The 25,935-nt window shown below is 45.3% G+C and carries 20 protein-coding genes; 4 read left to right on the plus strand and 16 right to left on the minus strand.

Going from position 1 to position 25,935, the window contains the following annotated elements; all coding sequences use genetic code 11:
• Window positions 1-16: 16 nt before the first annotated feature.
• The 9 genes from FM037_RS17590 to htpX form a co-directional block, all read right to left on the minus strand.
• Entirely contained in the window at window positions 17-1,486 is a 1,470-nt protein-coding gene (locus FM037_RS17590; RefSeq protein ID WP_407695602.1) for a NarK family nitrate/nitrite MFS transporter, read from the minus strand.
• A 7-nt stretch (window positions 1,487-1,493) separates the two neighbouring features.
• Complete coding sequence (gene nirD, locus FM037_RS17595; RefSeq protein ID WP_144047046.1) at window positions 1,494-1,847, minus strand: nitrite reductase small subunit NirD; 354 nt, start codon at window positions 1,845-1,847, stop codon at window positions 1,494-1,496.
• 27 nt (window positions 1,848-1,874) lie between these two features.
• Window positions 1,875-4,499 carry a nitrite reductase large subunit NirB gene (nirB, locus tag FM037_RS17600; protein WP_144047047.1) on the minus strand — a complete coding sequence of 875 codons (2,625 nt, stop codon included), beginning with the start codon at window positions 4,497-4,499 and terminating at the stop codon, window positions 1,875-1,877.
• Window positions 4,500-4,855: 356 nt separating this feature from the next.
• A complete protein-coding gene (locus FM037_RS17605; RefSeq protein WP_144047048.1) occupies window positions 4,856-5,395 on the minus strand; it encodes an ANTAR domain-containing response regulator in 540 nt (179 codons plus the stop codon).
• The gene (locus tag FM037_RS17610; RefSeq protein WP_144047049.1) at window positions 5,392-6,522 is read right to left on the minus strand and encodes a glycosyl transferase; all 1,131 of its coding nucleotides are present in this window, start codon (window positions 6,520-6,522) and stop codon (window positions 5,392-5,394) included. The genes FM037_RS17605 and FM037_RS17610 overlap by 4 nt, the downstream gene beginning before the upstream one ends.
• Before the next feature lie 105 nt (window positions 6,523-6,627).
• A complete protein-coding gene (gene cobA / locus FM037_RS17615; RefSeq protein ID WP_144047050.1) occupies window positions 6,628-7,497 on the minus strand; it encodes a uroporphyrinogen-III C-methyltransferase in 870 nt (289 codons plus the stop codon).
• A gap of 327 nt (window positions 7,498-7,824) precedes the next feature.
• Window positions 7,825-8,697, minus strand: coding sequence for an MYG1 family protein (locus tag FM037_RS17620; RefSeq protein ID WP_144047051.1), 873 nt, complete (start codon window positions 8,695-8,697; stop codon window positions 7,825-7,827).
• 242 nt (window positions 8,698-8,939) lie between these two features.
• Window positions 8,940-9,287 (minus strand): tetraheme c-type cytochrome CctA, encoded by a 348-nt coding sequence (gene cctA, locus FM037_RS17625; protein WP_144047052.1) that lies wholly within the window; start codon window positions 9,285-9,287, stop codon window positions 8,940-8,942.
• Between the two features lie 545 nt (window positions 9,288-9,832).
• A complete protein-coding gene (gene htpX / locus FM037_RS17630; RefSeq protein ID WP_144047053.1) occupies window positions 9,833-10,693 on the minus strand; it encodes a protease HtpX in 861 nt (286 codons plus the stop codon).
• A gap of 514 nt (window positions 10,694-11,207) precedes the next feature.
• Between htpX and FM037_RS28585 the strand changes: the two genes are divergently transcribed.
• Entirely contained in the window at window positions 11,208-11,375 is a 168-nt protein-coding gene (locus FM037_RS28585) for a hypothetical protein (RefSeq protein ID WP_185976848.1), read from the plus strand.
• Window positions 11,376-11,803: 428 nt separating this feature from the next.
• Window positions 11,804-13,942 (plus strand): M3 family metallopeptidase, encoded by a 2,139-nt coding sequence (locus FM037_RS17635; protein ID WP_144047054.1) that lies wholly within the window; start codon window positions 11,804-11,806, stop codon window positions 13,940-13,942.
• A gap of 97 nt (window positions 13,943-14,039) precedes the next feature.
• On the opposite strand, the gene bioD is transcribed toward FM037_RS17635, so the two are convergent.
• The 4 genes from bioD to bioB form a co-directional block, all read right to left on the minus strand.
• Complete coding sequence (bioD, locus tag FM037_RS17640; RefSeq protein WP_144047055.1) at window positions 14,040-14,735, minus strand: dethiobiotin synthase; 696 nt, start codon at window positions 14,733-14,735, stop codon at window positions 14,040-14,042.
• Between the two features lie 3 nt (window positions 14,736-14,738).
• Window positions 14,739-15,527: a methyltransferase domain-containing protein gene (locus tag FM037_RS17645; protein WP_144047056.1), complete on the minus strand. Its 789-nt coding sequence runs from the start codon at window positions 15,525-15,527 to the stop codon at window positions 14,739-14,741.
• 159 nt (window positions 15,528-15,686) lie between these two features.
• Window positions 15,687-16,853 (minus strand): 8-amino-7-oxononanoate synthase, encoded by a 1,167-nt coding sequence (locus FM037_RS17650; RefSeq protein ID WP_144047057.1) that lies wholly within the window; start codon window positions 16,851-16,853, stop codon window positions 15,687-15,689.
• A 43-nt stretch (window positions 16,854-16,896) separates the two neighbouring features.
• Entirely contained in the window at window positions 16,897-17,961 is a 1,065-nt protein-coding gene (gene bioB, locus FM037_RS17655) for a biotin synthase BioB (RefSeq protein WP_144047058.1), read from the minus strand.
• 110 nt (window positions 17,962-18,071) lie between these two features.
• On the opposite strand from bioB, the gene bioA reads away from it, so the two are divergent.
• The gene (gene bioA, locus FM037_RS17660; protein WP_152829054.1) at window positions 18,072-19,469 is read left to right on the plus strand and encodes an adenosylmethionine--8-amino-7-oxononanoate transaminase; all 1,398 of its coding nucleotides are present in this window, start codon (window positions 18,072-18,074) and stop codon (window positions 19,467-19,469) included.
• A gap of 113 nt (window positions 19,470-19,582) precedes the next feature.
• Here the strand turns inward: bioA and FM037_RS17665 are convergent, their stop codons facing one another.
• The 3 genes from FM037_RS17665 to FM037_RS17675 form a co-directional block, all read right to left on the minus strand.
• Window positions 19,583-21,907: a M4 family metallopeptidase gene (locus FM037_RS17665; RefSeq protein WP_152829053.1), complete on the minus strand. Its 2,325-nt coding sequence runs from the start codon at window positions 21,905-21,907 to the stop codon at window positions 19,583-19,585.
• Between the two features lie 511 nt (window positions 21,908-22,418).
• Window positions 22,419-23,885, minus strand: a complete 1,467-nt coding sequence (locus FM037_RS17670; RefSeq protein WP_185976849.1) for an aerolysin family beta-barrel pore-forming toxin — start codon at window positions 23,883-23,885, stop codon at window positions 22,419-22,421.
• Between the two features lie 511 nt (window positions 23,886-24,396).
• Window positions 24,397-24,585 (minus strand): hypothetical protein, encoded by a 189-nt coding sequence (locus FM037_RS17675; protein ID WP_144047059.1) that lies wholly within the window; start codon window positions 24,583-24,585, stop codon window positions 24,397-24,399.
• Between the two features lie 376 nt (window positions 24,586-24,961).
• Here FM037_RS17675 and FM037_RS17680 point away from each other — a divergent pair, with 376 nt between their 5' ends.
• Window positions 24,962-25,864 (plus strand): LysR family transcriptional regulator, encoded by a 903-nt coding sequence (locus tag FM037_RS17680; protein ID WP_144047060.1) that lies wholly within the window; start codon window positions 24,962-24,964, stop codon window positions 25,862-25,864.
• The last annotated feature ends 71 nt before the right edge of the window (window positions 25,865-25,935 follow it).

Here is a 25,935-nt window from a genome sequence, read left to right on the forward strand (position 1 = left end):
CCCTCTTTATAACTGGTTAATTGATACTGATCAAGGTCACTTCACCATCCTCATTCACTTCGGCGATATGCCCCTTAGGCTCAATGAGAAACAGCAGACTCACAAGGCCCAGCACCGCACTGGCAGCGATAACATAGAAGAAAATTTGCGTAGACACCATAGAGTAGACAGTTAGGAAAAATACAGCCCCAACATTACCATAGGCTCCGGTCATGCCGGCAATCTGACCAGTTAATCGTCGCTTAATCAAGGGAACAGCGGCAAAGACAGCCCCTTCACCTCCTTGAACAAAGAAAGAGCAAGTCATCACCATAATCACAGCCAATGGTAACGCCCAATCCGAGGTTATTTGTGCCATACCAAGGTAACCCAGTGCTAAGCCAGCAGTCAAAATCATCAGGGTTGGCTTGCGACCGAACCTATCACTTATCCAGCCACCGCCCGGTCTTGAGACCAGATTCATAAAGGCATAAGTGGAGGCCAACATGCCTGCCTGAGTCAGCCCAAGCTCGAAGGTTTCGGCAAAATACAGCGGCAACATAGAGACCACGGCGAGCTCTGAACCAAACGTCGAAAAATACAGTACATTTAATACCGCAACTTGCTTGAAGGGATAGCGTTCAAACTCGGGTACCGGGCCATCGAAGATATGCTTGTTCACCTGATAGGTTTGATACAGGTCGACCATAAGCACGCCAACCAAGATGCCATAGATACCATAGACCTCCATCTGAGTGAACATGCCGACACCCGCTGGTGATAACTTCCAGCCGAGTAATGCCAAGGTGGCATACATGGGCAATTTCATCAGGATAAGCAGGGCTAAATCCCCCTTGCTTGTCACTTCCAGGGCGCCCGCCTTCTTAGGTTTAAAGTAGGTTGAACCCTTGGGCGTATCGGAAACATTGAAGTAATAAATAAAGGCGAACACAAAGCTCAACACGCCTGTTAACCCAATGGCATATCTCCAGCCATTATCTCCACCGAAGGCAATGGCTATAGCGGGTAAGGTAAACGCGGCGGCAGCCGAGCCAAAATTGCCCCAACCGCCATAGATCCCTTCGGCCGTGCCGAGCTCTTTCGCCGGAAACCACTCGCTGACCATACGAATACCGATAACGAACCCTGCACCGATAAAGCCGAGTAGGAAGCGTGCCAGCGCTAACTGTTCGAATGTTTCTCCTAGTGCGAACATGAAACAGGGAAAACTACACAATATCAGCAGCGCCGAATAGGTCAGCCTAGGACCAAATTTATCGGTCACCATGCCTATGATAATCCTCGCGGGAATCGTTAACGCCACATTCAGAATAAGCAATGTTTTAATCTGCTCATTGGTCAACCCCAGGCTCAGGGCAATCACCCCCATCAGAGGCGCGGCATTAAACCAGACCATGAAACTGACGAAGAAGGCCATCCAACTGAGGTGCATTATTTTCATTTTTCCCGAGAAGGAGAAAAGATTAAATTTGTCAGAACTCATCATTACCGCCTTATACTAATGAATAATTACCAGAACTGTCATAGGCGCTTTTCACAAGCACCTTGCCGTCTTCGCACTTGATCTGGTACACCTCGACACTTAAGGACTCATCTTCGATACAGGAGCCATCGCGCAAACTGTAATGTTGTTTATGCAGAGGCGATGCGACAAAAATATCCCCTTCGAGATCACAGATAAGCCCGCGGGACAATAGACTCACGCCCGTGGCGGGATCGGTATTATCCAGAGCAAATAATCCACGCTCACCTAAGTTAAAAATGGCAATAGCCCTGTCCTCAAACCAAGCGGCGACTCCGCCAAAGTCTGGCAATTCTTTTTTCTCACAAATATTGACCCAATTCATACTTGTCACTCCTTTAAGCCAATGGCCTTACTTAGATAATTCAACTAGCTCAACATTTTTGGATGTATCACTGGGCAAATTAGTCACGGCAATCGTGCCTACTGAGCCCACAGGGAAACGCTGTCCACGGCTATAGCGATATTGCTCTACATTCACTTGAGGCATTTTTTCAGGGTTAACGAACTCGCTGAATCGAGATAGGAACTCAGGACTTTCCAGACTAGTTCGCCACTCACACTGATACGTCGAGATGACTTTTTCCATCTGAGCTTCCAGATCTTCGGCCACTCCAAGACAATCATCGATGACCACTGACTTAAGGTAATCTAGGCCTCCCTCTAAAGACTCAAGCCACACGGAAGTGCGTTGCAAGCGGGCGGCAGTCTTAGCGTAGAAGATCAAGATACGGTCGATATAGGTCACTAAATCTGCTGTAGATAGGTCGGTTGCAAACAGATCCCCGTGACGAGGTCGCATGCCACCGTTGCCACCCACAAATAGGTTCCAGCCCTTGTCACTGGCAATGACTCCAATATCTTTACTCTGGGCCTCGGCACATTCGCGGGTACAACCCGATACTGCGAATTTGATCTTGTGTGGGGCGCGTAGTCCCTTGTAACGATTTTCCAGATCTATGGCTAAACTGATTGAATCCTGGACGCCATAGCGGCACCAAGTGCTGCCGACACAGGACTTAACTGTCCTTAAAGACTTACCGTAGGCATGTCCCGTCTCGAATCCCTGTTCAATCAATTCTTGCCAGATCATCGGCAAGTCAGAGAGCTGAGCCCCAAAGAGATCGATGCGTTGACCACCGGTGATTTTGGTGTAGAGATCGTGACGCTTAGCAATCTCACCCAGGGCGATTAACTTATCTGGAGTAATTTCACCACCGGCAATTCGAGGCACCACAGAGTAAGAACCATCTTTTTGAAGGTTGCCCAGATACGCATCGTTGGTGTCTTGCAGGTTGGCATGTTGAATGTTGAGTACGTATTCGTTCTCTAAAGTGGCAAATATTGAGGCGGCAACAGGTTTACAGATATCACAACCTAGGCCCACAACGGCAGCTTCCCCCTTGCCATGAGTCTTAATTAGGGTGGTAAAATCTCCTATCTCCTCTACCTGACAAAGATGAAACAGCTCCTGTCTGTCGTATTCAAAATGACAGCAGAGCCCCTTCTCAGTCTCTAGGCCTTGCTCTTCCATGCTCTGAGTGAGCACACTCTGAACCAAGGCACTGCAACCGCCACAACCTGACGCCGCTTTAGTGCAGGCTTTCACTTCAGTCAGACTATGGGAGCCGGCCTGAACGCTCGCAACGATGTCGGCCTTAGTCACCTGGTGACAGGAACAGATAATCGCGTCATCTTTCATCACAACACTGACGCCCTCTTCGCGCTGCAGCAAGTCAACAGCGGGGCCAACAAGCTCATCACCAGACAAGTATTGATTCAACAGCAGGCTGTAATCGCTGGCATCACCTACAAGGACAGCGCCTTTGAGATAACGGCCAGATTCATCTAACCAGAGCTTCTTATAGGTACCGGCTTGATTATCGGTAAGCTCAACAAATTGTGCATTATCAAACCCACGACTCTCACCGATTGAAGCTACGTCCACCCCAAGCAACTTAAGCTTAGTGCTCATATCCGCGCCTTCGAACTTCACTAAGCTCGAAGATGTGCCAGCCTTGTTAGCACCAGAATTAATATGGGATACCGCCGCCCTCGCCATCTGATAACCCGGCGCGACGAGTCCGAATATTCTCTGCTGCCAGATGGCACATTCGCCTATGGCATAAACATCATCGGCTGATGTTAAACAGTGATCATTTATGACAATACCGCCACGCTCACCCACTTCTATGCCGCTTTGTCTGGCTAGGCTGTCCTGTGGACGAATACCGGCGGAGAAGACAATCATGTCTGTTTCAAGATAGGTATCGTCATTAAAATTCATCCGGTGCAGCGCCGACTCACCGGCGACAATAGCCGTGGTCGCCTTGCTGGTATGTACAGATACCCCTAACTGCTCAATTTTGTCACGCAGAAGGTCACCCGCCTTATCGTTGAGCTGTACAGGCATCAGCTGAGATGCAAACTCAACAACATGGGTATCTAAGCCTAAGGTCAGTAAGGCATTGGCGGCCTCTAATCCCAATAAGCCACCACCTATCACCACCCCGGATGTGGATTTCTCGGCGGCTTGCTGTATCTGCTCCAGATCTTCGATGGTGCGATACACCATACACTGGGGCCTGTCTTTGCCCGCGATAGGTGGCACGAAGGGGTAAGACCCTGTGGCCAACATGAGTTTGTCATAAAACCAAAAATCGCCATCTTGGGTATGCAGGCACTTATTCTCGGTATCGAGCCCGGTCACTTCCTTGCCAAGGTGTAAGGTCACTCCCTGTTTGGCATAGGTATCGACATTTGCCAGCATTAAGCTATCGGCACTGCCGGTCTCGAAATATTTAGACAGCTGCACCCTGTCATAGGCAGCAAGTTGTTCACTGCCAAATACCTCAATGTGAAAGTCTTCATTGAGCCCTTGATCGCAAAGCTGCTCTATAAAATGATGGCCAACCATGCCGTTACCCACGACGAGTAACCTAGGCTTACGCTCCAAATCTGTTTTTGCACAACCCATAACACACTCCCCATCTCTTTTTGAAACTGCAGATCTGCTAGAAAAAAAAAGGCGCCATGCTCTCAAGTGAGAACATGGCGCCATTGCCGATTAGATCCGAATTTTTATTTTACTTGTTGTCTTAAAGCTTATTACTTATTGCAGTGATTATGCCAAGAAAACAACAAGACCAAGCCTTTGATTTAACTACGCTTATTATGTTTTCTGGTACGAAATGAAATGAGTGATCGCACAACCAAGGCGCTTCTGCACCATTTTGGGCGGAATTGAAATGCTTAAGTTTGAAATGGATAGGTTTGAAATAGTGAGGCTTTGAAATGATGAGAGCTGAGGAGTGACGATAGATAAATGAAAGCTTAGCTTAGCGGCAATTGATGAACCAGCTGTTCAATAGATATCCCGCTGTCCATCGCCTGTTTTTGCAAGAGTTTATGGGCTTGAGATTCACTCAATCCGTTTTGCTGGAGTCTCGCCTTCACCTTGGCCAGCAACTTCTGTGCTGCTAATGATGATTCTAATTGAATGATCTTCTGTTGCTGCTCATTGGCCAAGCTGAACCTCAGCTTGGCCAGTTCTATGACTTGCTTTAGTCTAGCGGGCTCAAATTCACCGGGGACAAATGTCACCCTGCCACATTCGAGTAATCTCGTCAGGTCCTCTTTCTGCCAGCACTTAGCATTCACCACCAGCGGAATGGGAGAGAATTGCATCAGGCGTAACAACAGTTGAAGATCGACGCCAATCATCTCTGAGCAAACATAAACGAGAAGATCTTGTTCATTGCAAAGAGGTACTCTCTCTATATCCTGTAACTTAGTTAAGCTAGTAACTTGCCAGTGAGTATCATGGATATGAAGCTCATCAGGTTGATCTGTAAAACAGGTATAAATAGTCATCTCATTCTCCATGCCTGATCGGCTAAAGATTCAGCTTCTGACACTGATTGACACTTACCTTGCAGTAGATAAACTGCCGACAGTGTACCTATCACACTCGCCTCGGCAACTTCTCCTAGCTTAATGAATAATGCTGAGTCGATTCCACGGCGATGATCACTCTCACCTTGATCCCAAATCTGACTCAATATCAGGGAAGCTTGTTCCGGTACAAGTGCAAGCTCTGATGACAAGGTGTTCATGCCAACAAAACCTTCAAGCCGGGTGGGAAGATGAATAACTTGGCTGTCACCCCGCGATGCGATGGTCAGCTCGGTAGAAATCCTTGGATTAATTTCAGTCTCTCCCTGAACCCCTTTAAAAATACCGACTCTACCTTTGAGTGCAAAAGCTTGCTCGGCAGCATTTACAGCAGTGCTTTCAACACTGTCATTAAAAGAGTCATCCAGCAGACGCACATCTAAACACGCATGGGACATCAGCTTAGCGACCTTGGTATGCATCTTATCCAGACCAGGGTGAAAATAGCTGCGCAGGCTAACAGGAGCATTAGCAGGATTAGTGCAGCGAATGGCTATCTGAAACAGACTTCTTAAACCTAGCTCTTGATGTAACTCGCGAAATTGCGCAACCAAGGGCGAGAAACTATCGGCATCGACATAACAAATTCCCACTGAATCTAATGCAGATTGAGCCTCTTCTGGATTGCTCGCCTTAGGAATATTAAGTCGCTCAACATAAGCCGCAATATGCTTTCTATGACTGAGCGATCTAGGGTCTCCATGCAGTAGTAGCCGTTCACCTTGATTTGCCAGTACTTTTGCGGCGAGTAATAGCCAAGGCAATAATTCACGTTTTCCTGCATAACAGGGCCAGTCGATGCTCACATCGAGATTTGACCATTGGGTGCTCATGGTTGATTTAATCCCCAAAGCCGCGCCAGCAACTTCCTCACAGGTTTCTCCCCTGACCCGCATCAACATCAACGCCGCAGCGAGCTGCACCTTAGTGCCAATGCCGTCAGAGAAACCTTTGATAAGAAAGTGCGCCTCACTGAGCGTCAATGATCGGGAGCCTTTCTCACCTCGCCCTAATGTTCTTATTAACCCCTGATAGGCTTTCTTCATGGAGTCTACAGCCTCTTATTATTTCAATTTAAAACAAAGACATAAATTAATGAAGGATAACCTTTCTCACCACAATCAAACTCATGTTTATATCGGCAGAAGAATCTAAGCAGACTCACTCATCTCTTTATCACTGGAAATGACATTATTTTTGCTGTTCTCGACTTGATTGATTAGCTCCGCAAGCTCTTGTCCCACAGAAACCACTTCGCCAACTATCATCAAAGTAGGACCCGACACTTGGAGCTGACTGGCCACTTCGGCCATGGCTCCTAACGTGGCAAAACTTAATTTCTGCTCGACTCTAGCCCCGCTACTGATAAATACCATAGGCAGCTTGATGCTTGCCCCCGCCGTTAACAGACCATGTGCGATATGCGCTGCCTGCTCCTTACCCATATAAAACACTAACGTCGACTGCGCAGTTAGCAGAGCCTGCCAGCCTATGCCAGTCCGGGAAGCATCATCGATGACAGTGCCAGTCACTAAGGTCACAGACCTTGCTACCCCTCTATGAGTCAGAGGGATCCCAGCGCTGGCGGCGCAGCCCAAAGCAGCTGTAATACCGGGGACAAATTGACTCTTAATACCATGTTTAGCCAGAAACATGGCCTCTTCACAACCCCGGCCAAATACATTGGGATCGCCACCTTTTAATCGCACGACCTTGAGTCCCCGCTTCGCACAAGCCACCAGTAGTTGATTGATATCATCTTGCTTGGCACTAGGTTTACCACACCTCTTACCAGCAAAGTGCATCTCACACTCATTCGATGCCAAATCAAGAATATCTTCACTGACCAGACTGTCATAGATCAAAGCGTCCGCAGAAGAAATTAGACGAGCGGCTTTAAGCGTCAGTAGCTCAACATCACCACAACCAGCACCAATAATAGCCACTCTGTGCGAGGATGAGATATCCCCGAGATTTACATTCTTGCTATGTTTAAATTCAATAATATCGGCACTTTCCATCTCATATCACCCACTTATGTTCGCGATAAATATAAGATTGCAACCAACGCGCCAACATTCAATTAATTGATAATTAACAATAAAAAAATTATCCGGTATTGTTTTTTGATAAAATGAGCAAAGAGAGTGCAATCAGTAGGTAAAAGCTGTAAGAAGTTGCACCAATATGGGGCTCACAGATCACACGCTGGGGGAGTGTTCAGAGGCTAAAACACTTTATAAAAAACTTTATTTAGTAACTTATTTACTTATCTTAAAGGTTAGCCCTTAATGTTATAAAGGCTAACCTCAAATGTTTCTTACTCTAGCTGCTGCAGACAGACTTATTTACTGCTCAGCGAGTGCGATGCTTGCCATCTTCATGGTACTTGCAAACGATTCTGCACCAGCGATAAACAAACCGTTATGGCAAAACATTGCATCATCTATGCCTGTCACTTCTTGAAGCGCTGTACCGTTTAATCCTGCCCACGCTTTTGGTAGCGACTTTCTATCTTCGAATGAACCAAGTTCTGCGGGTACGGTTTGAATTCTCCACTGCCCTGACTGAGATGGATAAACAACATATAAAGCCGCTTCAGATAAGGCATGAACAGTTCTTTTCCAAGGTGTATATTTTTCTAATACAATCACTCTTGGATCTTCAGCATCATCAATCGCTTTAGCCACAATCGCTTTTGCGCTAATACCACCGTTAGCCGAAGCAATAAAGCGTGTTAAAATCCGTGATGCAAAGTCTACCGCTTCGTTAAAGCTAGCATCAAAGTCACCCTCTTCTTGCCAAGTTGGGTTAAACATGGAAATAGTGTGACTAAGACTAATACCTGTAGCAACACCAGTAACATGGCCACAATCAATAGCATCGATGGTCGATACTAAACCAGCATCAACTGATGTAGCTAACTCTTGATCACCCTGACAAATTTCTAAGCCATATTTTTTCCAAATTAAGCCAAAAGATGAATACGGGATACCATCTTCACGCTCACCTGCTCCGCCACGTTGATGATGATCAAAGCGGCCTGCATCCGGATCATACTCTCCACCGACATCAAGCACGACATCTGCTTTAGCAATAATGTCAGCATTACGTGTCCTTACGAGATTAAAAGTCGGAAAAACACACTTAAGTGCGGCGATACTGAAAACATCATCGGCATGAAAATTACCGTCGTGGGTTACTATCGTTATATCATTCATCAGTTTTTATCATTTTAGGAAGAAATTAAGAAGGTGCAGGTAAAAAATCTTACCACAAATTATAGAGTGGATTCTATATTAACTCTGTCGACAACAGCTGATTATCGTTATCCAGCACGACACCGTTGGTATTACTAAATCTTAAGAGGCGAACAATTATCCAAACGTAAAAATGGGAGCCTAAGCTCCCATTTTTCAAGCACCTGATAATCAGATACTTTATTTAAACGCTTATTACAGCTCTACTTCAAGATGGACTCAGGTGTACGGCCATCATCATGACAGCTATCACATGTTGGTTTGTCACCGACATTCATGTCATGGGGAGCATGACAATCGGCGCACATTAGATTACCTTCATGTGGTTGGTGTACAGCATCCATCTCATCCAGTGTACCGTGACAGCTCTGGCACTGCTCAAACTCATAAGCACCATCTGCAGATGGCTCGCCATCTGCATGACAGGCTTCACAGCCATCCATCTCTACATGCATTTCTGCAAGTTCTTGTGGCTCAGCCATAGCAACTGGTGATAAAGCTAATGCTGCCAAAGCAGCACCGAATAATGCACTTAGTATTTTTTTGCTCACAATCATATCCTCTTATAATGACAGCATAGTGAAGTTTTATTAGTTAACCCCATCTTGCTCTCAACAGTCTTAGCACGACATTGCATAAAATAGCTAAGGAACTGCAAATACGCAACTTTTCTTAGATTTATGATATCGTCAAAGCAAGTTTGAAACTGTGCGCTTAATCAAATTATGCTGTTACTTATGTACTGAATTCAGTCATATAGTGAGCCCTATCACATAATCCTTATGTGATACTGCATAATCCCTCTCATTTAATTCAAGATCAAATTCAGTAAAAAGACTTAATAACTATGCAAGAAAACTTCATAAAATCACAGTAATGATATTCATTCTCACCTGCCTATATTCTCGAATAAGCTTCTTAGTGCGTGAACTGTATATCCCGATGACATAAGTGTAGTAAACATCTAGCTAAGAGCGAAAGCACATATGACTACCTAGTTACCTAAGTGCTTGCATAACTCTTTACTATAAGAAGTCCAGACATAGAAACGGGAGCCTAGGCTCCCGTTGTGTTTGTAATGATTACTGACTAGTGACTAGCTGGCACGCAGTGCTGCGATACGCTTCTCTAGCGGCGGATGGCTCATCATCAGTTCTGACATAGACTTTTTACCATTGATGCCTAGTGCAGACATCTGAGCTGGCATAGCACCTGTTGCAGGTCCCTGACGTAGACGCTCGAGAGCCGCAATCATCTTATCTTTACCCGCAAGTTTAGCTGCACCTTCGTCTGCCTTGAACTCACGAATACGCGAGAAGTAGGCCACGATCATAGAGGCAAGAATACCGAATAACATGTCGAGGACAAATACCACGCCCATGTAGGCGAACATGCCCAAGCCTTCACCCTCTTCATCATTACTAGCAACGAAGTTATTGATAATGCCAGCAACGACACGGGCAGCGAAGATAACGAAAGTGTTAACCACACCTTGAATAAGGGTCAGGGTAACCATGTCGCCATTTGCCACATGACTCACTTCGTGGGCAAGCACACCTTCAATTTCATCTTGACTCATGCCATAAAGCAGACCACTACTCACAGCAACAAGGGCTTTATCTTTACTTGGACCCGTCGCAAAAGCATTAAGCTCTTCAGACTGATAGATAGCCACTTCCGGCATCTTGATACCTGCCTGCTCAGCCTGACGAGCGACAGTCTCGACTAACCAACGCTCGGTATTATCACGAGGTGTAGTGATGACTTCGCAGCCCATGGTCTTTTTAGCCATCCATTTAGAGATAGCTAAACTGAGAAAAGCACCGCCAAAACCGAAAATAGCAGCAAAGACGAGTAAACCGCCCATGGTAGATGTATTAACACCTAATAGTGACATCACAATTGAGGCCACAAGTAAGATTGCCATGTTGGTCGCAATCAATAAAAAAATACGCATTAAATAAGCTCCTGTTGGGTACTTGAGTACCTGATGTTGCGTTCTAAAGACATAATATGTCCGAATGGCGAGAATTCAAGGGGAGAATAGTAAAAAAATGTACATCTGGACAAATTAAACTCAATTCGGGATCACTTTAAACTCGCAAAATACTAAGATCTATTGACCTTCCATAGTAAAGAAGATGCAGTCTAGGAGGCTTACATTAAGCAAAGCTTAAAACTCGGCGGCTAGCTTAACTGCGGCTAGCTTAACTACAGCTGACAATAAGCATTAAACTTGGTTAATTAGAGACATCTCCTCCACAGATACCTCTCAAATCTTGTTGCGACTGATGTCACCCTAATACTTAATTTCCCGCTACACTTTCTTATAGGCCTTTGTGTCACACCATATAGGCGGCCAAAGTTGTCAACGATTAACCCATCACCTGCTTACAGTTTCGGTATCATTCGATGAAAATATGTTCACAATGGCATATCGCGATTCGTAGATTTAGCACGCCCAATACGCTATGAGTAAATATTTACTCCATAAACTCAATCAGACTAAGTTCTGGGCGGAAACCCGTGATGCCCAAGTCTGGCAAGAACTCTTCCTACAAGGTGATGAGATGCGCCTATTTCTACATGAGCAAGAAAAGATGATGAATCAGGCGCTGACTAGTCTAGGAATTGAGTAGAGTAAAGAGCACAGACCAAGTTAACTGACTACCAAGCTCACCAAAGATGAATAAAAATTAACCTCAGCAGCTCCTGACCATAAGGGCCTTAACGGGCGATCATATTATTCACAATTGAGACAATGATCTAAGTTAAGAGAAAATAGGACAGATCTGATGTTTTCAGTCGTTGGAGTGATCTCGAACACCAACCCCCTCACAAAAGCAACCCGCACAAAACACAATAAAAACAAATGATTTACACAGTGTAAAATCAAATGCTCAAGATTTATCAAACATAAATGACACCAGCTTAAGTCTGACTAAAGTTTAACATTATGCAGCAGACTTCAAGCTTGCTAGGGTGTCACGGCAACAAAAGTTAAGACCTGAACTTACCAACTAAATAAAACAAACTGGTCAACCAACAATAGAAGAAGAGATTTCACATGCGCAAAAATCTAATAACAATCGCAATGAGTATGGTATTTGTCTTGGGTGGATGTTCAACTCAATCTGACGATACGCCGCAAACTCAAGCAAAGGCAAACATGATCACTCAACAAAATGCCGACAAGGTGCTGCTTCATCCCAGTCCATTACAGGATCAGGCCCCTCAATTCGATAAAATAGTCTCCGATGATTATCTACCGGCATTTCGTTTGGGGATGACACAACACGAGACAGATATCAGTAAGATCATCAATAATCCAGCCTCTGCTAGCTTCGACAATACTATCTCGGCGATGGAGACCTCCGGCGCTCTTTTGAGCCGGGTGTCGCGCATGTTTTTCAACCTCTCCGGCCTGATATCCGATGATGAGATGCTTAAGATCCAAGATACTATCTTGCCAGAGCTCACAGCCCATGAGGATAATATCTATCTCAATCGAGACCTGTTTGCCCGCATCGAGACCATTTACCAACATAAAGACGCACTAAAAGGTGAGCAAAAACGCCTCACCGAGCTCTACTACAACAATTTCCTGCGTGCCGGAGCCAAGCTCTCGCAGAAAGATCAAGCTAAGATACGAGACCTCAATACTTCTCTGGCCAAAGCTGGCGCCGACTTCTCGCAAAATGTTTTAAAGTCGTTTAAAAATGAGGTGATTCTTGTCACCGATAAGAGCCAACTGCTCGGCTTGTCAGCCGATGAGATAGCCACACTCGCCGCTGCCGCGAAATCCACAGGCACAGAGGGGTACATGATAACCCTAGTCAATACCACCAGGCAGCCCATACTGGCAAAGTTGAATAATCGAGAACTGCGCCAAAAAATATGGCAAGCATCTACCAATCGCGTCATGGACACCAATGGTCCCTTAGCCATTAAGCTGGCACAACTGCGCGCAGATAAGGCTGCCCTACTTGGATACCCTAATTGGGCAGCTTATACCCTTGCCGATCAAATGGCTAAGACCCCAGACGCCGTGTTCGCCATTCTCGACGATCTTGTTCCCAAAGCTATCGCCAAGACGAGAGCAGAAGCTGAGGACATACGTGAAGAGATGACGAGGGAGGGAGCCAATTTTGAGCTTCAACCATGGGATTGGGCTTTTTATGCCGAAAAGGTCCGTCAGCAAAAATACAGTCTTGATGAAAACCAGATTAAGCCTTACTTCGAATTTAACCGAGTATTGAAAGATGGACTATTCTACGCCATGAATCGACTCTACGGCATAGAGATCAAGCCTCGCACCGATCTGCCCGTGTGGCAGGAAGATGTGATGGCATTCGAAGTTTTCAACCAAGACGGCAGCTCTATTGGCATCTTCTATCTCGACCCTTATGCACGTCCAGGTAAGAATGGCGGCGCCTGGATGGATGAATTTGTCACTCAATCCGGTTTATTAGGCACCCATCCTGTGGTGTACAACGCACTGAATATCCCTAAGCCCGCAGCAGGAAAGCCAACCTTGATGACCTTCGATGAGGTCACCACCATGTTTCATGAGTTTGGCCATGCAGTCCATGGCCTATTCTCCGAGGTGAAGTATCCCAGTATCGCAGGCACGGCTACCGCTCGAGACTTCGTCGAATTTCCCTCTCAGTTTAACGAAGATTGGGACATAAACCCTGAGGTGATCGCCCACTATGCCAAGCACTATCAGACGGGGGAGCCTATCCCGGCCAAGCTGTTAAACAAGATCCTTAAGTCCCACAAGTTTAATCAGGGCCATGACACCACAGAATACCTCGCCGCCGCCATCTTAGATATGGAATGGCACTCAATAGCACCCGGTACGCGTATCGATAATGTTGAGGAATTTGAACATAAGGTATTAGCCAAACACGGTATAGACTACGCACCAGTGCCTCCCAGATATAAGACCAGCTATTTCAGCCACAGTTTTGGCGGCGGATACTCGGCGGGTTATTACGCTTACCTCTGGACTGAAGTGCTGGCAGCCGACGCCTTCTCTTACATGGATAAGACCGGCGGTCTGACCCTGAAAAATGGGAACAAATACCGCCAAGCCATCCTATCCAAGGGAAATAGCCAAGATTTGATGGGAGATTATATGCATTTCAGGGGGAATAAACCGACCACAGACGCCCTACTCAAGCGCAGGGGGTTGAAAGACTAATCCAGAAAGAATGGCTAAAGCTTAGCCCTGATAACATTCAGGGCTAAGCAACCTAAACGAGCTAAACGAGCTAAACAGTCCAAGAAACCTTAGCTGTTTATGAAACCAAAGCAGCCAGATTCAGATGCTCAGCGGCGGCTTCCGCTGTAGCCTCACTGAGATAGGGCACAACTCCTAGACACGAAGAAGGCATGAGTTGGTGTAAGCTGGCGAGATTATCATCCAGGCAGCGGGTCTGTGGTTCCACGATATTAGCGACCCAACCAACAAGGGTTAACCCATCGGCTATGATCGCTTCATGTGTCAGTACTGCGTGATTTAAACAGCCTAGTTTCACACCCACGACTAAAATTACAGGTATATCTAAGCTCTGCACAACCTCAGAGAGAAATTGACCTTCCCCTAAAGGCAGACGCCAGCCCCCCGCCCCTTCGATGAGGCAAACATCATTATCATTCAGCTCTGCTGCAACAATACTTTGCTGTATCTTCGCCAGTATTGCGCCGGGACTGATGTCGACTCCTGTCTGTGACGCTGCAATATGCGGCGCAATCGCAGGCAAGAAAGAGATAGGATTTACCAGCTCATAATCCAACTCTATGCTGGATTGCTCGATGAGGGCCAGTGCATCACTGTTTCTCAAGCCCTTCTCAGTCGTCTCACAACCAGAGGCGACAGGTTTAAGGCCTAAGGTACGGCCATAAGCCTGGCTTAATTTCATTTTATACAAGAGCGCCGAAGTGACCAAGGTCTTGCCGCTATCAGTGTCTGTTCCGGTGACGAAAAATTTCATGGATTAACCTATTATTTTTGCAGAAATACTAGCAATCTGATAAGTCAGCGGGAGGCCTTGCGCAGTTCGACTAAGCTCAGCGGCCGCCAATAATTTGTGCCAATCGCCTCTGCCACGGATCCCATGGCTTAGCTTGTCCTTAGTTCTTTCATTGTCATCGCCATTCCCATGAATAGAGGCGCCGACGCCTTTAATGGAATAGAGTAACGATTTCAGATCGGCAAAGTAGACACTAATCGCCGTCGTTTCAAACGAGATAATCTGCCACTGGTCCCTATCAAAATGACTCAAGATCTCCTCCATCGACCGAAATGCATTCACCCTAAAGCCTAATTCTGCAAGCTCAGGTAAGCTGTCTTGGGCAACAATCGCCAGATGATACTCGCCCCCGGCTGTTAACACCCGAGCCGTCTCATTGAAACTGCTGGAAAGGTCGCCGCACCACTGCAGGGCGAGATTAGAATAGGCACTGTCAATTGAGTTATCAGGCAGTGGGATGGATTCGGCATTGGCGCAAACCGTCTGATAATCGGGAAAGTCCAGCTTAACCTGCTCAAGCATGCCTTGAGCGATATCTAATGCTATCACTTGGTTAACCGATGAAAACTGACTGAAATCAGTCCCCGGCCCCGCACCTATGTCCAGCATGACCCCGCTTGGGGTCATGGTGTCAAAAAGCTGCATGCTGGAGAGCTTCTGCACTCTGTCATGTTCATGGTAATGCTTTGCTGCAGCGGAAAATCGCTGAGCAACTGTTTGACCATTAACGCTTTGTGCTACCCTTTGATTCACTACTTCGGGCTCCTTCCTATCACTATTTGAAATTAGGCTAAGCTAGTGCTCAATCCATCCACTAATCTGTCGATATCATCGCGAGTATGCATGGCCGTGCACGATAGTCATTCGTCGTCGTGCAGAGCCTTTAATACCATTAAATATCACTATTCGAAATTAGGCTAAGCTAGTGCTCAGTCCGTCCACTAACCTGTCGATATCATCGCGAGTATGCATAGCTGTGATGGTCATTCGCAGTCGCGCAGAGCCTTTAGGCACTGTTGGAGGACGGATAGCTCCGACCCAGAGTCCTAACTGCTTAAGTTTGTCGGCAACGAGCAAGGTGGTATCAACATCACCCAATACCAAGGGCTGAATTGCAGTGCCTGAATCGGCCAATTTGATGTTGGCCTGTTCACATTGCAATCTAAAGTAGCGAATATTATCACCGAGTCTTTGAGCCAGAGACCTGTCTGTATCAATCAAATCCACCGCGGCTAGAGCAACGCAAGCATTCACAGGTGAAATGGCGGTCGAGTAGATATACTCTCTGGCATTAGAGACCAGAAAATCGATCACCTGCTGACTGGCTAAGATAGCCGCGCCTTGGCAACCTAAGGCCTTACCAAAGGTCACCACCTGGATATCGGCAATTTTGGCATCGACTAACGGCGGTATTTGCACGCCAAAACCATGGGCATCATCGACAATCAGGCTGACATTATTCCGCTTACAGAGTTGAGACAGCGATGAAAGCGGTGCTATATCACCGTCCATGCTAAAAATACTTTCGGTGACTAAGGCGGTGGGAACTCGCTGATTCATTATGCGCTCGGCGCTGGCGATATCATTATGTAAAAACCGCTTCAACTGAGCCTGACTATCTTTTAAGCCATCGATGACAGAGGCATGCATTAGCTTATCTGCCATCACAGTGTCACTTGAGTCGAACAGGGTCTTCATCAATGCCGTATTGGCACTGAAACCCGAGCAAAATAACAAGGCCGCCTGGTGGCCGGTGATCTTGCACAGCCTCTGCTCCAATGCTAAATGCGCCTCACTGTAACCTGTCACCAAAGGTGAAGAACCGCTGCCGACACCATAACGTTTGGCGGCGCTGCACATGGCATCGATTAACTTAGATGAGCGAGATAAGCCAAGATAGTCGTTACTGCTAAAATTCAGGTAATGCTTGCCCTCTAGCGTGAAGGATAACGCGCCGGACAATTCAAGATTTGGCTCGCAAGGCAAGCTTGCTGAAATAGCATTTCTGCGGCGCAGCAAGCCTCGACTGGCAAGCTGGGCCTGAGCCTTTTCAATCTTATCAAGCATAGCAGTACTCATCGCCCTTACTCACTCGAGAGCCAATTCAGAACTCTCATCTAATTTATAGGGCTGCCGCATCGTAGAAGGCAGCACTCTTTTTATCTCTGATGGCATTCGCCTTAGCCGTCGCCTTAACAAATACGGCCTTATCATCTTCGACCGTGGCATACTTGCCCTGCTCCGGATGTAAACCCAGACGCTTAAACAGTGTCATATCTTCATTCTCTTCCGGGTTGTTGGTGGTTAATAGCTTACAACCGTAGAAGATAGAGTTAGCCCCGGCGAAGAAACACATGGCCTGCATCTCATCAGACATCTTCTCACGCCCTGCCGACAAGCGAACTCTTGAATAAGGCATTAAGATCCGCGCCACGGCAATCGTACGCACAAAGACTAAGGGGTCGAGATCGTCGATATTCTCGAACGGCGTGCCAGCGACTTTAACCAGCATATTAATGGGGACAGAATCAGGATGCTGCTCCATGTTCGCCAGCTGCTGCAATAAACCGGCACGATCACTTGCCTGTTCGCCCATGCCGACGATGCCGCCGGAACAGACTTTCATGCCGGCGGCGCGCACGTTAGACAGGGTATCGAGTCTGTCCTGATACGTTCGCGTGGTGATGATGTCGCCGTAGTACTCGGGAGAGGTGTCTAAGTTATGGTTATAGTAGTCCAGTCCCGCCTCAGCCAGCTCGCCGGCTTGCTCAGGAGAAAGCATGCCTAAGGTCATGCAGGTCTCCATTCCCATGCCTTTGACTTCGCTGACCATATCTTTTAAATAAGGCATGTCTCTTGGGTGGGGATTACGCCAGGCGGCGCCCATACAGAAACGTGAAGCACCGGCAGCCTTGGCACTACGAGCCTCGGTCAATACCTTGTCAATCTCGATGAGTCGCTCTTTCTCCAGACCCGTGTCGTAGCGGGCACTCTGGGGGCAATATTTGCAATCTTCGGGACAAGCACCAGTTTTAATCGACAATAATCGGCTGATCTGCACTTCGTTTGGATCGAATACCTGACGATGTAATGAATGGGCCTTAAACAGGAGGTCATTCATAGGTAAATCAAAAAGTTCTTTTATTTCATCACGTTGCCAATTATAGCGCAGCTGTATATCCGACATTTAACTTACCCTTTTTGCTCAATATAATTTGTTTTTATCTTGCCTAGGATACCTGCAGGTCGTAATCTGTCAACGCCAACCAGTCAAATAGGTTTACTAACGGTCAATATATGAACAAAAACAATTCCGATATCAGTCCTAGTATCTCAGCAGCGACTCTTTCTACATCAAAATCTTCGACATCCAGCATAGATCTTGAGTTTGATAAGCAGCACATCTGGCACCCTTATACCTCAATGAGTAATGCCTTGCCCGCGTTCGGTGTGGTATCGGCAAAAGAGTGCGAACTCACCTTAGATGATGGCCGCCAGCTTATCGATGGCACCAGCTCCTGGTGGGCCTGTGTTCACGGTTACAGTCATCCCGTCATCGTCGATGCAATGCAGACACAGCTAAGCAAACTCAGCCATGTGATGTTTGGCGGCATAACACATCAACCAGCCATCGAACTCTCGAAAAAACTGATCGCCATGACCAGTGATAACCTAACTAAGGTATTTTTAGCGGACTCGGGCTCTATTGCCGTCGAAGTGGCGCTTAAAATGGCCCTACAATATTGGCAAGGCAGAAATCAGCCTAACAAACAGCGCATTCTCACGGTAAAGTGCGGCTACCACGGCGATACTTTCGCCGCCATGAGCATATGTGATCCTGAAGGTGGCATGCACACTATGTTCGGCGACTCAGTCACTCAGCACGAATTTGTTAGCGCGCCACAGGCCAGTTTTGGCGCCAGTTTTAATCCCAGCGAACTGTGCGAGATGCGGGCCAAGCTTGAGGCGATGCACGATGACATTGCCGCAGTGATAATCGAGCCAATTCTGCAAGGCGCTGGGGGCATGCGTTTCTACCACCCGGATTACCTGGTCGGCTTGCGTCAGCTTTGTGATGAATTTAAGGTGCTACTGATACTTGATGAGATAGCCACGGGCTTTGGCCGCACCGGTAAGATGTTTGCCTATGAGCACGCCACAATTAATGGACACACCGTCGAGGCCGATATCCTCTGTTTAGGCAAAGCGCTCACCGGCGGCTATATATCTCTCGCTGTCACCCTATGCAGTGATGAAGTCGCACAAGGGATCAGCGACTCCCCTGCCGGCGTGTTTATGCATGGCCCCACCTTTATGGGTAACCCGTTAGCCTGCTCCGCCGCTTGTGCCAGCTTAGACCTGCTTGCAAATGGTGAATGGCAAGGACAAATCGCCAGCATAGAAGCTCAATTAAAAACTGAGCTGGCAGAAGCCATCGATTTCCCGGAAGTACAAGATGTGCGAGTGCTGGGCGGCATAGGGGTTATAGAGATGAACGCGACCGTCAATACCGCTGAGCTTCAGCAAAAGTTTGTCGATTTAGGCGTCTGGATTAGACCGTTTTCTAATCTGATTTATATTATGCCGCCCTATGTGATCACACCAAAGCAGCTGACCAAGCTAACCTCGGCGATGAAACAAGTCGCCAGCACAATTTTACCCTACAAGCATGAAGGTTTTATCAGTAATGGTTAAGGTTATCTTCTTCTCGATGATAATTCAGTAAGCGTTAAGCATTAAAAAACCACCCTGGATAAGAGTGGTTTTTTTGTTAATACCTATCGGTATCAATGACGTTAATGGTTAATTTAAAAACTCACGACTCTATCATTTGAACATTCTGTATCAGATAAGCAGACCTTATAGGTAAAGCTACTACCCACTTCACCGTGGAACCTGTCGGTATAGTGAGTATTTGTCGATGTGCCTACTGCTGTTCCATCACGATAGACGGTGTAACTTTGAGCAAAGTCACCACTCCAATCCAGCGTCACACGAATTGTGCCTCGGTTAGATATCTTGGCTCGTGTCACGGTCAAATCGATGGCGGCATCAGACACTTCAACCTCATAGGTCTGAGTCACAGTTGTAGAGGCTCCATCATCGTCTATGACGGTTAGGCTAACATCATAGCTCCCCGACGCTGCATAACTGTGAGTCGCATATTCTCCATTGGCCGATGCACCATCGCCGAAGCTCCAACTCCAATCCGAAATATCACCATCACTGTCGGTACTGGTACTGGTAAATGTGCCATTGCCCCTATCAAAACTTGCTTCGAATGCGGCCACAGGCGCCTCATTTGGCAAATCAACGCCTTGGTAACTGCCTGTCAGGCTTACGCCATCAAATGCTTCCCAAGCATGTAACATTACCCAATATGTCCCCTCTTGGGCTGAATCGATTGAACATGTCTCTTCATTTCCTGACTCATAAGGGCGACAATCATAGTTATCAGATGATGGCACTTCACCAAATTTCACATAGAGATCAGCATCACCTGTTCCACCTGTGATAACAAAGCTCAAATCTGTAACCTGTGCACCAACTTCTAAGGTGTAATAAGCTTTATTTCCTGTATTTCCTAAGACTTGTACCGAAGTACCGTTAGTCAATATTTCCGGAGTAGGTTCTGGCTCAGGATCCGGCTCGACACACGCCTCCACACCCACAGCTGTAAACGCAGCCAGTACATCGGCTTCACTGTAACCAAGATCGGCAGCAGCACTCTTCACACCACATGCCCCATCCCAGAATTTACTGTTAGCGGTCCAGTAGACTTGGTTGGCCCTCACCATCACATCAAATGCCTTTCGAGTGTCCCAACCTGATGTGTTGGCTAAGGTATAGAAGGCTTTATTAAATACTCCAGAGCTATGGTGCACATCGATGCCATCATAATAATCCGCCGCATTACCGATTGAATTACCATCTTGGGTCGGATCGGCCATATATCTTAACGCCCCTTCCCCTTTGAAAATCCCAGCGCCCACTAACCAATCATTACTTCCTAGCATATAAAATTCTGCGGCTTCACCGGCCATATCAGAGAAGGCTTCATTCATCCCTCCCGAACGATTGGCATACACTAGGCTTGAGTTCTGCTCGGTGAATCCATGGCTGACTTCATGGGCTGACACATCCAGGCTCACTAAAGGATAAAAGAAGTCTTTACCATCGCCAAATGTCATCGCTGAGCCATCCCAGAACGCATTCTCGTATTCGGTGCCATAATGCACACGCATGGTTAATTTAAAGCTCAATGGCGCAGTGTTATACCAGTCGCTAAACATGTTATAGATGACGTTGCCGAAAAAATGTGCATCGTTGAGCGGAGAGAAAGCACCGTTAATTTCCTTCACTGTATTGCGAGGACAAAGGTAACTAAATGCCGTGTTGCCGCTGCTGCCATGATTGAGGTTAACAGTTGCTACATTAGCCGAGTCCATGGTGCAGTTATCACCAGATTCAATCACATCTAAGAAGCCAAAATCAGTACCATATTCGTATTGGCCAACTTTATCGTTACCGCCAGGTCCGGTGCCTACCTGTGCATGATTAAGACCCTCCCAACGCTCGATGACTGCACCAGTTTTGGCATCCACAATAGTAAAAGGACGGCTGGGACTCGTGCCATAAACCACATAGGAGGTGATATATACCAGTCTAGGCTCACCCGATTTATCATGATAGATCCACATGTCAGATTTAGGATTGTTTACATCAGACTTCAGGTTTTTTTTCGACGTCTTCTTCATCGAAATATCAAGTGCCTGCTCTGACGTTATTTTCGCTTTAACAAAACTTTCAGGTTTAGCTATATTTGCAAGAATCGAACCTTGTATCTGAGAATAAAAACCCATATTAGATTTTGAGGCACTGACAGAATAACCAAATACAGGTATACCATAAAAATATTGCTGTAAACGTTGTTTAGTACCTAATTTCCCCAGAGATATCTCCTTAGATACTCTAAATTCACTGCCTTTCTCGGCAGAGATAATATTCTGAATATTATTACTGGCCGTTGTATTTATCAAGTTAAACACGTCAACTTTATTGGCTGCATATGCTGAACTCGCCATAGACGCCGATACAGCGAGAAAAACCAAAGACATTTTATTGTTTAGCATTATTTTGACCCATTGATTTATTAAAAAGATAGAATCTCTGAAAATACAGATACCCAAGTCATTTTCAACTCGATGATATTCATGTCGGTAAGTGTTTTGATTAACAAACTCATATAAAACCTATGCAAAACATAATTTTTTATATAATCAAAAACCATAAACCACATAAAACCAACAAATCGTTAACCATCATGCTATAGAGCTAAAAATACGTGCACAATCGGAAGAAAGAACTATCTTTGAGTAAATTTATGGCGCAAAAAATTGACAAGTGATAGAGAAATTGACGCTATAAGTGAGGATGGTTAAAAATTTAAGTAGCTTAGTTAATATGACCCATTTATTTAAGCTATAAAACTAATAAAACTTCATCAATTAATTTATTATAGACTTTTACATAAATCATATTTTAAGAGAGGATAACTCAGATAGACCAATTATTTAATTTACCCCAAACCATAAGGAATGGGGTAATTACTGTTTAATTACCAGCTTAAATGATTTAGCTCTGTTACGGTTGCACTAGAGGTGTCACAGTCAATTCAACATTTTCGAAACCGAGTAAATCCATTTCATCTGCACTGAAGTTGATATCTTTAAGCTCTACCCCTTGTCCGCCATTTCTCGAGCTATCAAGCTGACGAGTTTTAGGGTAACCAATCTCGATATCACCAGCGAATTGGTTTTCAGCATAAAAATCACCCGTAACTGAAGATTTTATTGGCCTTAGGACTCGCCCCAACGTATTTCTCATGGTAGATAAACCATATTCATCGATTGTCCATGACCAATCCCACCACTTGATCTCACCTGGGATATAACGTTTATCCCATTGGTAAGTGATGCTGCTGGCATTATCTTTCCACCGCCCAATGGTGAAAGTATGAGACTTGGTCGGACGATTTTCCGGATGGGTATACCAAGCATTGCCTCCCCAACGTAAGAAACCATTTAAGGTCAAATCATAACTGATATCGGCATCGAACTGATAAGGATATGAAATACTTGATTTATAAATGGCTATCCTGATTGGAGTTGTCGAGTTGGCCGGTACCATAGGTCTAGCTTCAACCGATACACCGTTATTCTCAGACCCGCCAGTTTGAGAAGACCAAGACTGATTTGCAGCTATCTCGATTGAGATTTCAGTTTCTCCCACCAAGGGCCACTTAAACTTATTTTTTGTAGTGACTTTCTCACTTAAACCATAAGTATCTGTTTTCGACCAATTGCTGGCCGTGTCGTACCTTAATGTCACTACCACCTGTTGAGGCGTATCTTCATGATTCACTGCATTGGCAGTAATCGTTTTAATCAGTTGCTTACCTGATTCAGTAATTTCTCCATGAGAAAAACCAGTATGGTCCAGGGTGTACGCAAAGTTACTGACCCTAATGGATGTCTTTTCTCCACACCTGTAGCCGCTACAAGAACCTTGGTTATTACCTTGAATACGCCAACTATCTCCCTCGCGGACAATATCCATATCTTCACCAACATAGTTGCTATGGTTACCACCGACCCAGGCATAACCTAGAAAGTGAGCTAAATAACTAGCAGGCTGAACAAAATAATTTTGATCATGAACGAGTCGCCATTGCACATCCACTTCATCACCAGAGGGAATAGCACGCGTAGATAAAACAGGGATCTCATCAATATCACTGTTTTTAGGGTAGCACCATGTATTATTTGCTGTGCCTGGCTTTATCTCACCGTAATATCCGGGCCCCATGATCACCCAGTTATCGGCGAGACCGGATATTTGCCATTTTCCCATTTTGGCAACGATAGAAGACTTAGCCGATTGGGCCTCATCACGGGTGACGGTGCGATAAGATTCTCCACAGTTCTCTGATCCAAGGTTAAATAATTTCAATTGATCTGGGTAGATAGGTTCTGGTGTATTAGCAGAAACCAGGAATGGTAAACATGCCATAAACAGAAATAAGGCACTAACTGAACTTGATATTTTCATGTCGAACTCCTTTTCTAAATTCAATAAATTAAGAATTAACTAGGAATATATTGATAGCTTGAATAAATATTGTTTAGCTTTCACTTATTCAAAGTGTTCAAAAACAACTCAAGAGTCAAATAAATAACACCATAAAGATACAAATTGAATCAGGTGATACCAATAAGATCTATATTTGTTAATTCTCGCAGAAGTAATCAATGAAAACAATTAACCATCAGAAAAGTTAAAAAATACAGACAAATTAATAATAACTTTCAACACTTTGCAAAAGCATATAGTTAAAAAACCAAAACAAGAAGTTGAGCTATCATTATATTAACCATGAAAAACAGATGCGAACCAGAATAAATAAAACAAACACAAACGAACTTTTAACAATTAAGATATTATCCAATCTTACATATGACTTAATATTTATAGTCACCATTCACAATTATGATTATTTTAATAGGCTGTGGTAATAGTTAAACTGGTTTATAAAAATGATTTTGTATTACTATGAATAGCACTAGTCATTAACCATCTGCATAGCCAAGCGTTTATCTTGTCTAATGGCTTCCTTACGATCGGCCCTTCTTTTGGTAGTAAATGCTATCAGCGGATCTTTATAATACTTAGTCTCCAGGCCACTGCAACTTGAGATTTCAACGGCATAGAGTCCTTCTGAATAACTCACGCCTTCGGGTAGTACTTTCATATTTATATCCATCTCAACACTTGTAAAAAATACATACAAACTCACTACACCTCTGATAATAACCTGAGATAATATACTAAACACATCAAAAAAACAAACAGGTGTGTACACACAAGTTAAAGCGAATACTTCTTAGAGCAAACAATACTTGCTGACTGTCACTCGATCAGGGCAATATCATCAATTAAAATAAGCGCATCATTGAATTTTGTTTGGTCTTTGAGATTTTTCATACAATCTAAACTACCGAATAGATAGCTCATATGACTCACAGCTAGTTTTATCAGCAAGCACTTTACTGTTAAATAGAGCTTAGTCAGGATAAGAATGTTAATACCAAACCCATTGATACGATAAATATAAAAACGAGGGTCCGATGAGATTACGTCATATTGAGGTTTTTCATGCCATCTATACTACGGGATCGATAACCAATGCAGCTCAGTTTCTGCATGTTTCACAACCTTCGGTCAGTAAGGTGCTGGCCCATGCCGAAATGCAGCTGGGTTTTCCCCTGTTTCAGCGTCAAAAAGGCCGCTTAAGCCCAACCAGCGAAGCCCAGATGCTGTTCAGTGAAGTGGATAAGGTCTATAAGCAGATCCATGCGGTGCGCAATACGGCCGACAACATAAGAAAAAGCCGCAGTGGCAGCATCAGTATTGGCCTGACTCCAGCTTTAGGTTTCGATCTATTACCCGCCTCAGTGGCGGCCTATAGGCGCTCCCATCCGGAAATCCATATAAACTTAGAGACCATTCACAACGAAAATGTATTACAGGCCTTACTCGAACACAAAATTGATCTCGCCTTGATGTTCTCTCCGCCGCCATTATCCGGTGTAGAGCAGCAAGTCATATGTGAGTCTGAGTTAATACTCATGTACCCCAATGATATGTTAGCCAATCAGCCAGAATCTGTTGCCATCAATATTCTGGAAAATAAAGAACTTATCGGTATCTGGGACAGCGGGCCATTAGGAGATATGCTGTGGAACCGCATCAACCAAGAGGGAATATCGGTCGAGAGTAATATACAGGTGCAGACCTACTTTATTGCGGCTCGTCTGGTCGCTCAGAAGATAGGTTTGTGTGTCGTCGATGAATATACGGCGGCAGGTAACCATAATGACAATGTATCTATGGCGACATTTTCTCCACCGCTTAACTTTACGTTATCGGCCCTGCATCTGGAGAATAAGAGCCTGTCAAAAATTGCCAGCGAATTCCTGCAAGAGGTGAAAACAATGACTAATAAGTGGTCATTAAAACAGCACCCATAACCTTGAGTTATATCGTTACTAATAGATAGTATTTTCCACCTCGGAGTTGATCGCTTAGCGTTAAGTCATGT

Origin of the sequence: Shewanella psychropiezotolerans, from assembly GCF_007197555.1 — a bacterium.
Taxonomy (GTDB): domain Bacteria; phylum Pseudomonadota; class Gammaproteobacteria; order Enterobacterales; family Shewanellaceae; genus Shewanella; species Shewanella psychropiezotolerans.

Bases quoted from the DNA above. Each gene is read 5' to 3' on its own strand.
- htpX (WP_144047053.1), bottom strand. From the start codon at position 10,693: ATGCGTATTTTTTTATTGATTGCGACCAACATGGCAATCTTACTTGTG.
- FM037_RS17620 (WP_144047051.1), bottom strand. From the start codon at position 8,697: ATGAATGATATAACGATAGTAACCCACGACGGTAATTTTCATGCCGAT.
- FM037_RS17605 (WP_144047048.1), bottom strand. From the start codon at position 5,395: ATGACTATTTATACCTGTTTTACAGATCAACCTGATGAGCTTCATATC.
- FM037_RS17670 (WP_185976849.1), bottom strand. From the start codon at position 23,885: ATGAAAATATCAAGTTCAGTTAGTGCCTTATTTCTGTTTATGGCATGT.
- nirD (WP_144047046.1), bottom strand. From the start codon at position 1,847: ATGAATTGGGTCAATATTTGTGAGAAAAAAGAATTGCCAGACTTTGGC.
- bioB (WP_144047058.1), bottom strand. From the start codon at position 17,961: ATGTCGGATATACAGCTGCGCTATAATTGGCAACGTGATGAAATAAAA.
- nirB (WP_144047047.1), bottom strand. From the start codon at position 4,499: ATGGGTTGTGCAAAAACAGATTTGGAGCGTAAGCCTAGGTTACTCGTC.
- FM037_RS17680 (WP_144047060.1), top strand. From the start codon at position 24,962: ATGAGATTACGTCATATTGAGGTTTTTCATGCCATCTATACTACGGGA.
- FM037_RS17675 (WP_144047059.1), bottom strand. From the start codon at position 24,585: ATGAAAGTACTACCCGAAGGCGTGAGTTATTCAGAAGGACTCTATGCC.
- FM037_RS17610 (WP_144047049.1), bottom strand. From the start codon at position 6,522: ATGAAGAAAGCCTATCAGGGGTTAATAAGAACATTAGGGCGAGGTGAG.
- FM037_RS17590 (WP_407695602.1), bottom strand. From the start codon at position 1,486: ATGATGAGTTCTGACAAATTTAATCTTTTCTCCTTCTCGGGAAAAATG.
- FM037_RS28585 (WP_185976848.1), top strand. From the start codon at position 11,208: ATGAGTAAATATTTACTCCATAAACTCAATCAGACTAAGTTCTGGGCG.
- bioA (WP_152829054.1), top strand. From the start codon at position 18,072: ATGAACAAAAACAATTCCGATATCAGTCCTAGTATCTCAGCAGCGACT.
- FM037_RS17650 (WP_144047057.1), bottom strand. From the start codon at position 16,853: ATGAGTACTGCTATGCTTGATAAGATTGAAAAGGCTCAGGCCCAGCTT.
- cobA (WP_144047050.1), bottom strand. From the start codon at position 7,497: ATGGAAAGTGCCGATATTATTGAATTTAAACATAGCAAGAATGTAAAT.
- bioD (WP_144047055.1), bottom strand. From the start codon at position 14,735: ATGAAATTTTTCGTCACCGGAACAGACACTGATAGCGGCAAGACCTTG.
- FM037_RS17635 (WP_144047054.1), top strand. From the start codon at position 11,804: ATGCGCAAAAATCTAATAACAATCGCAATGAGTATGGTATTTGTCTTG.
- FM037_RS17665 (WP_152829053.1), bottom strand. From the start codon at position 21,907: ATGCTAAACAATAAAATGTCTTTGGTTTTTCTCGCTGTATCGGCGTCT.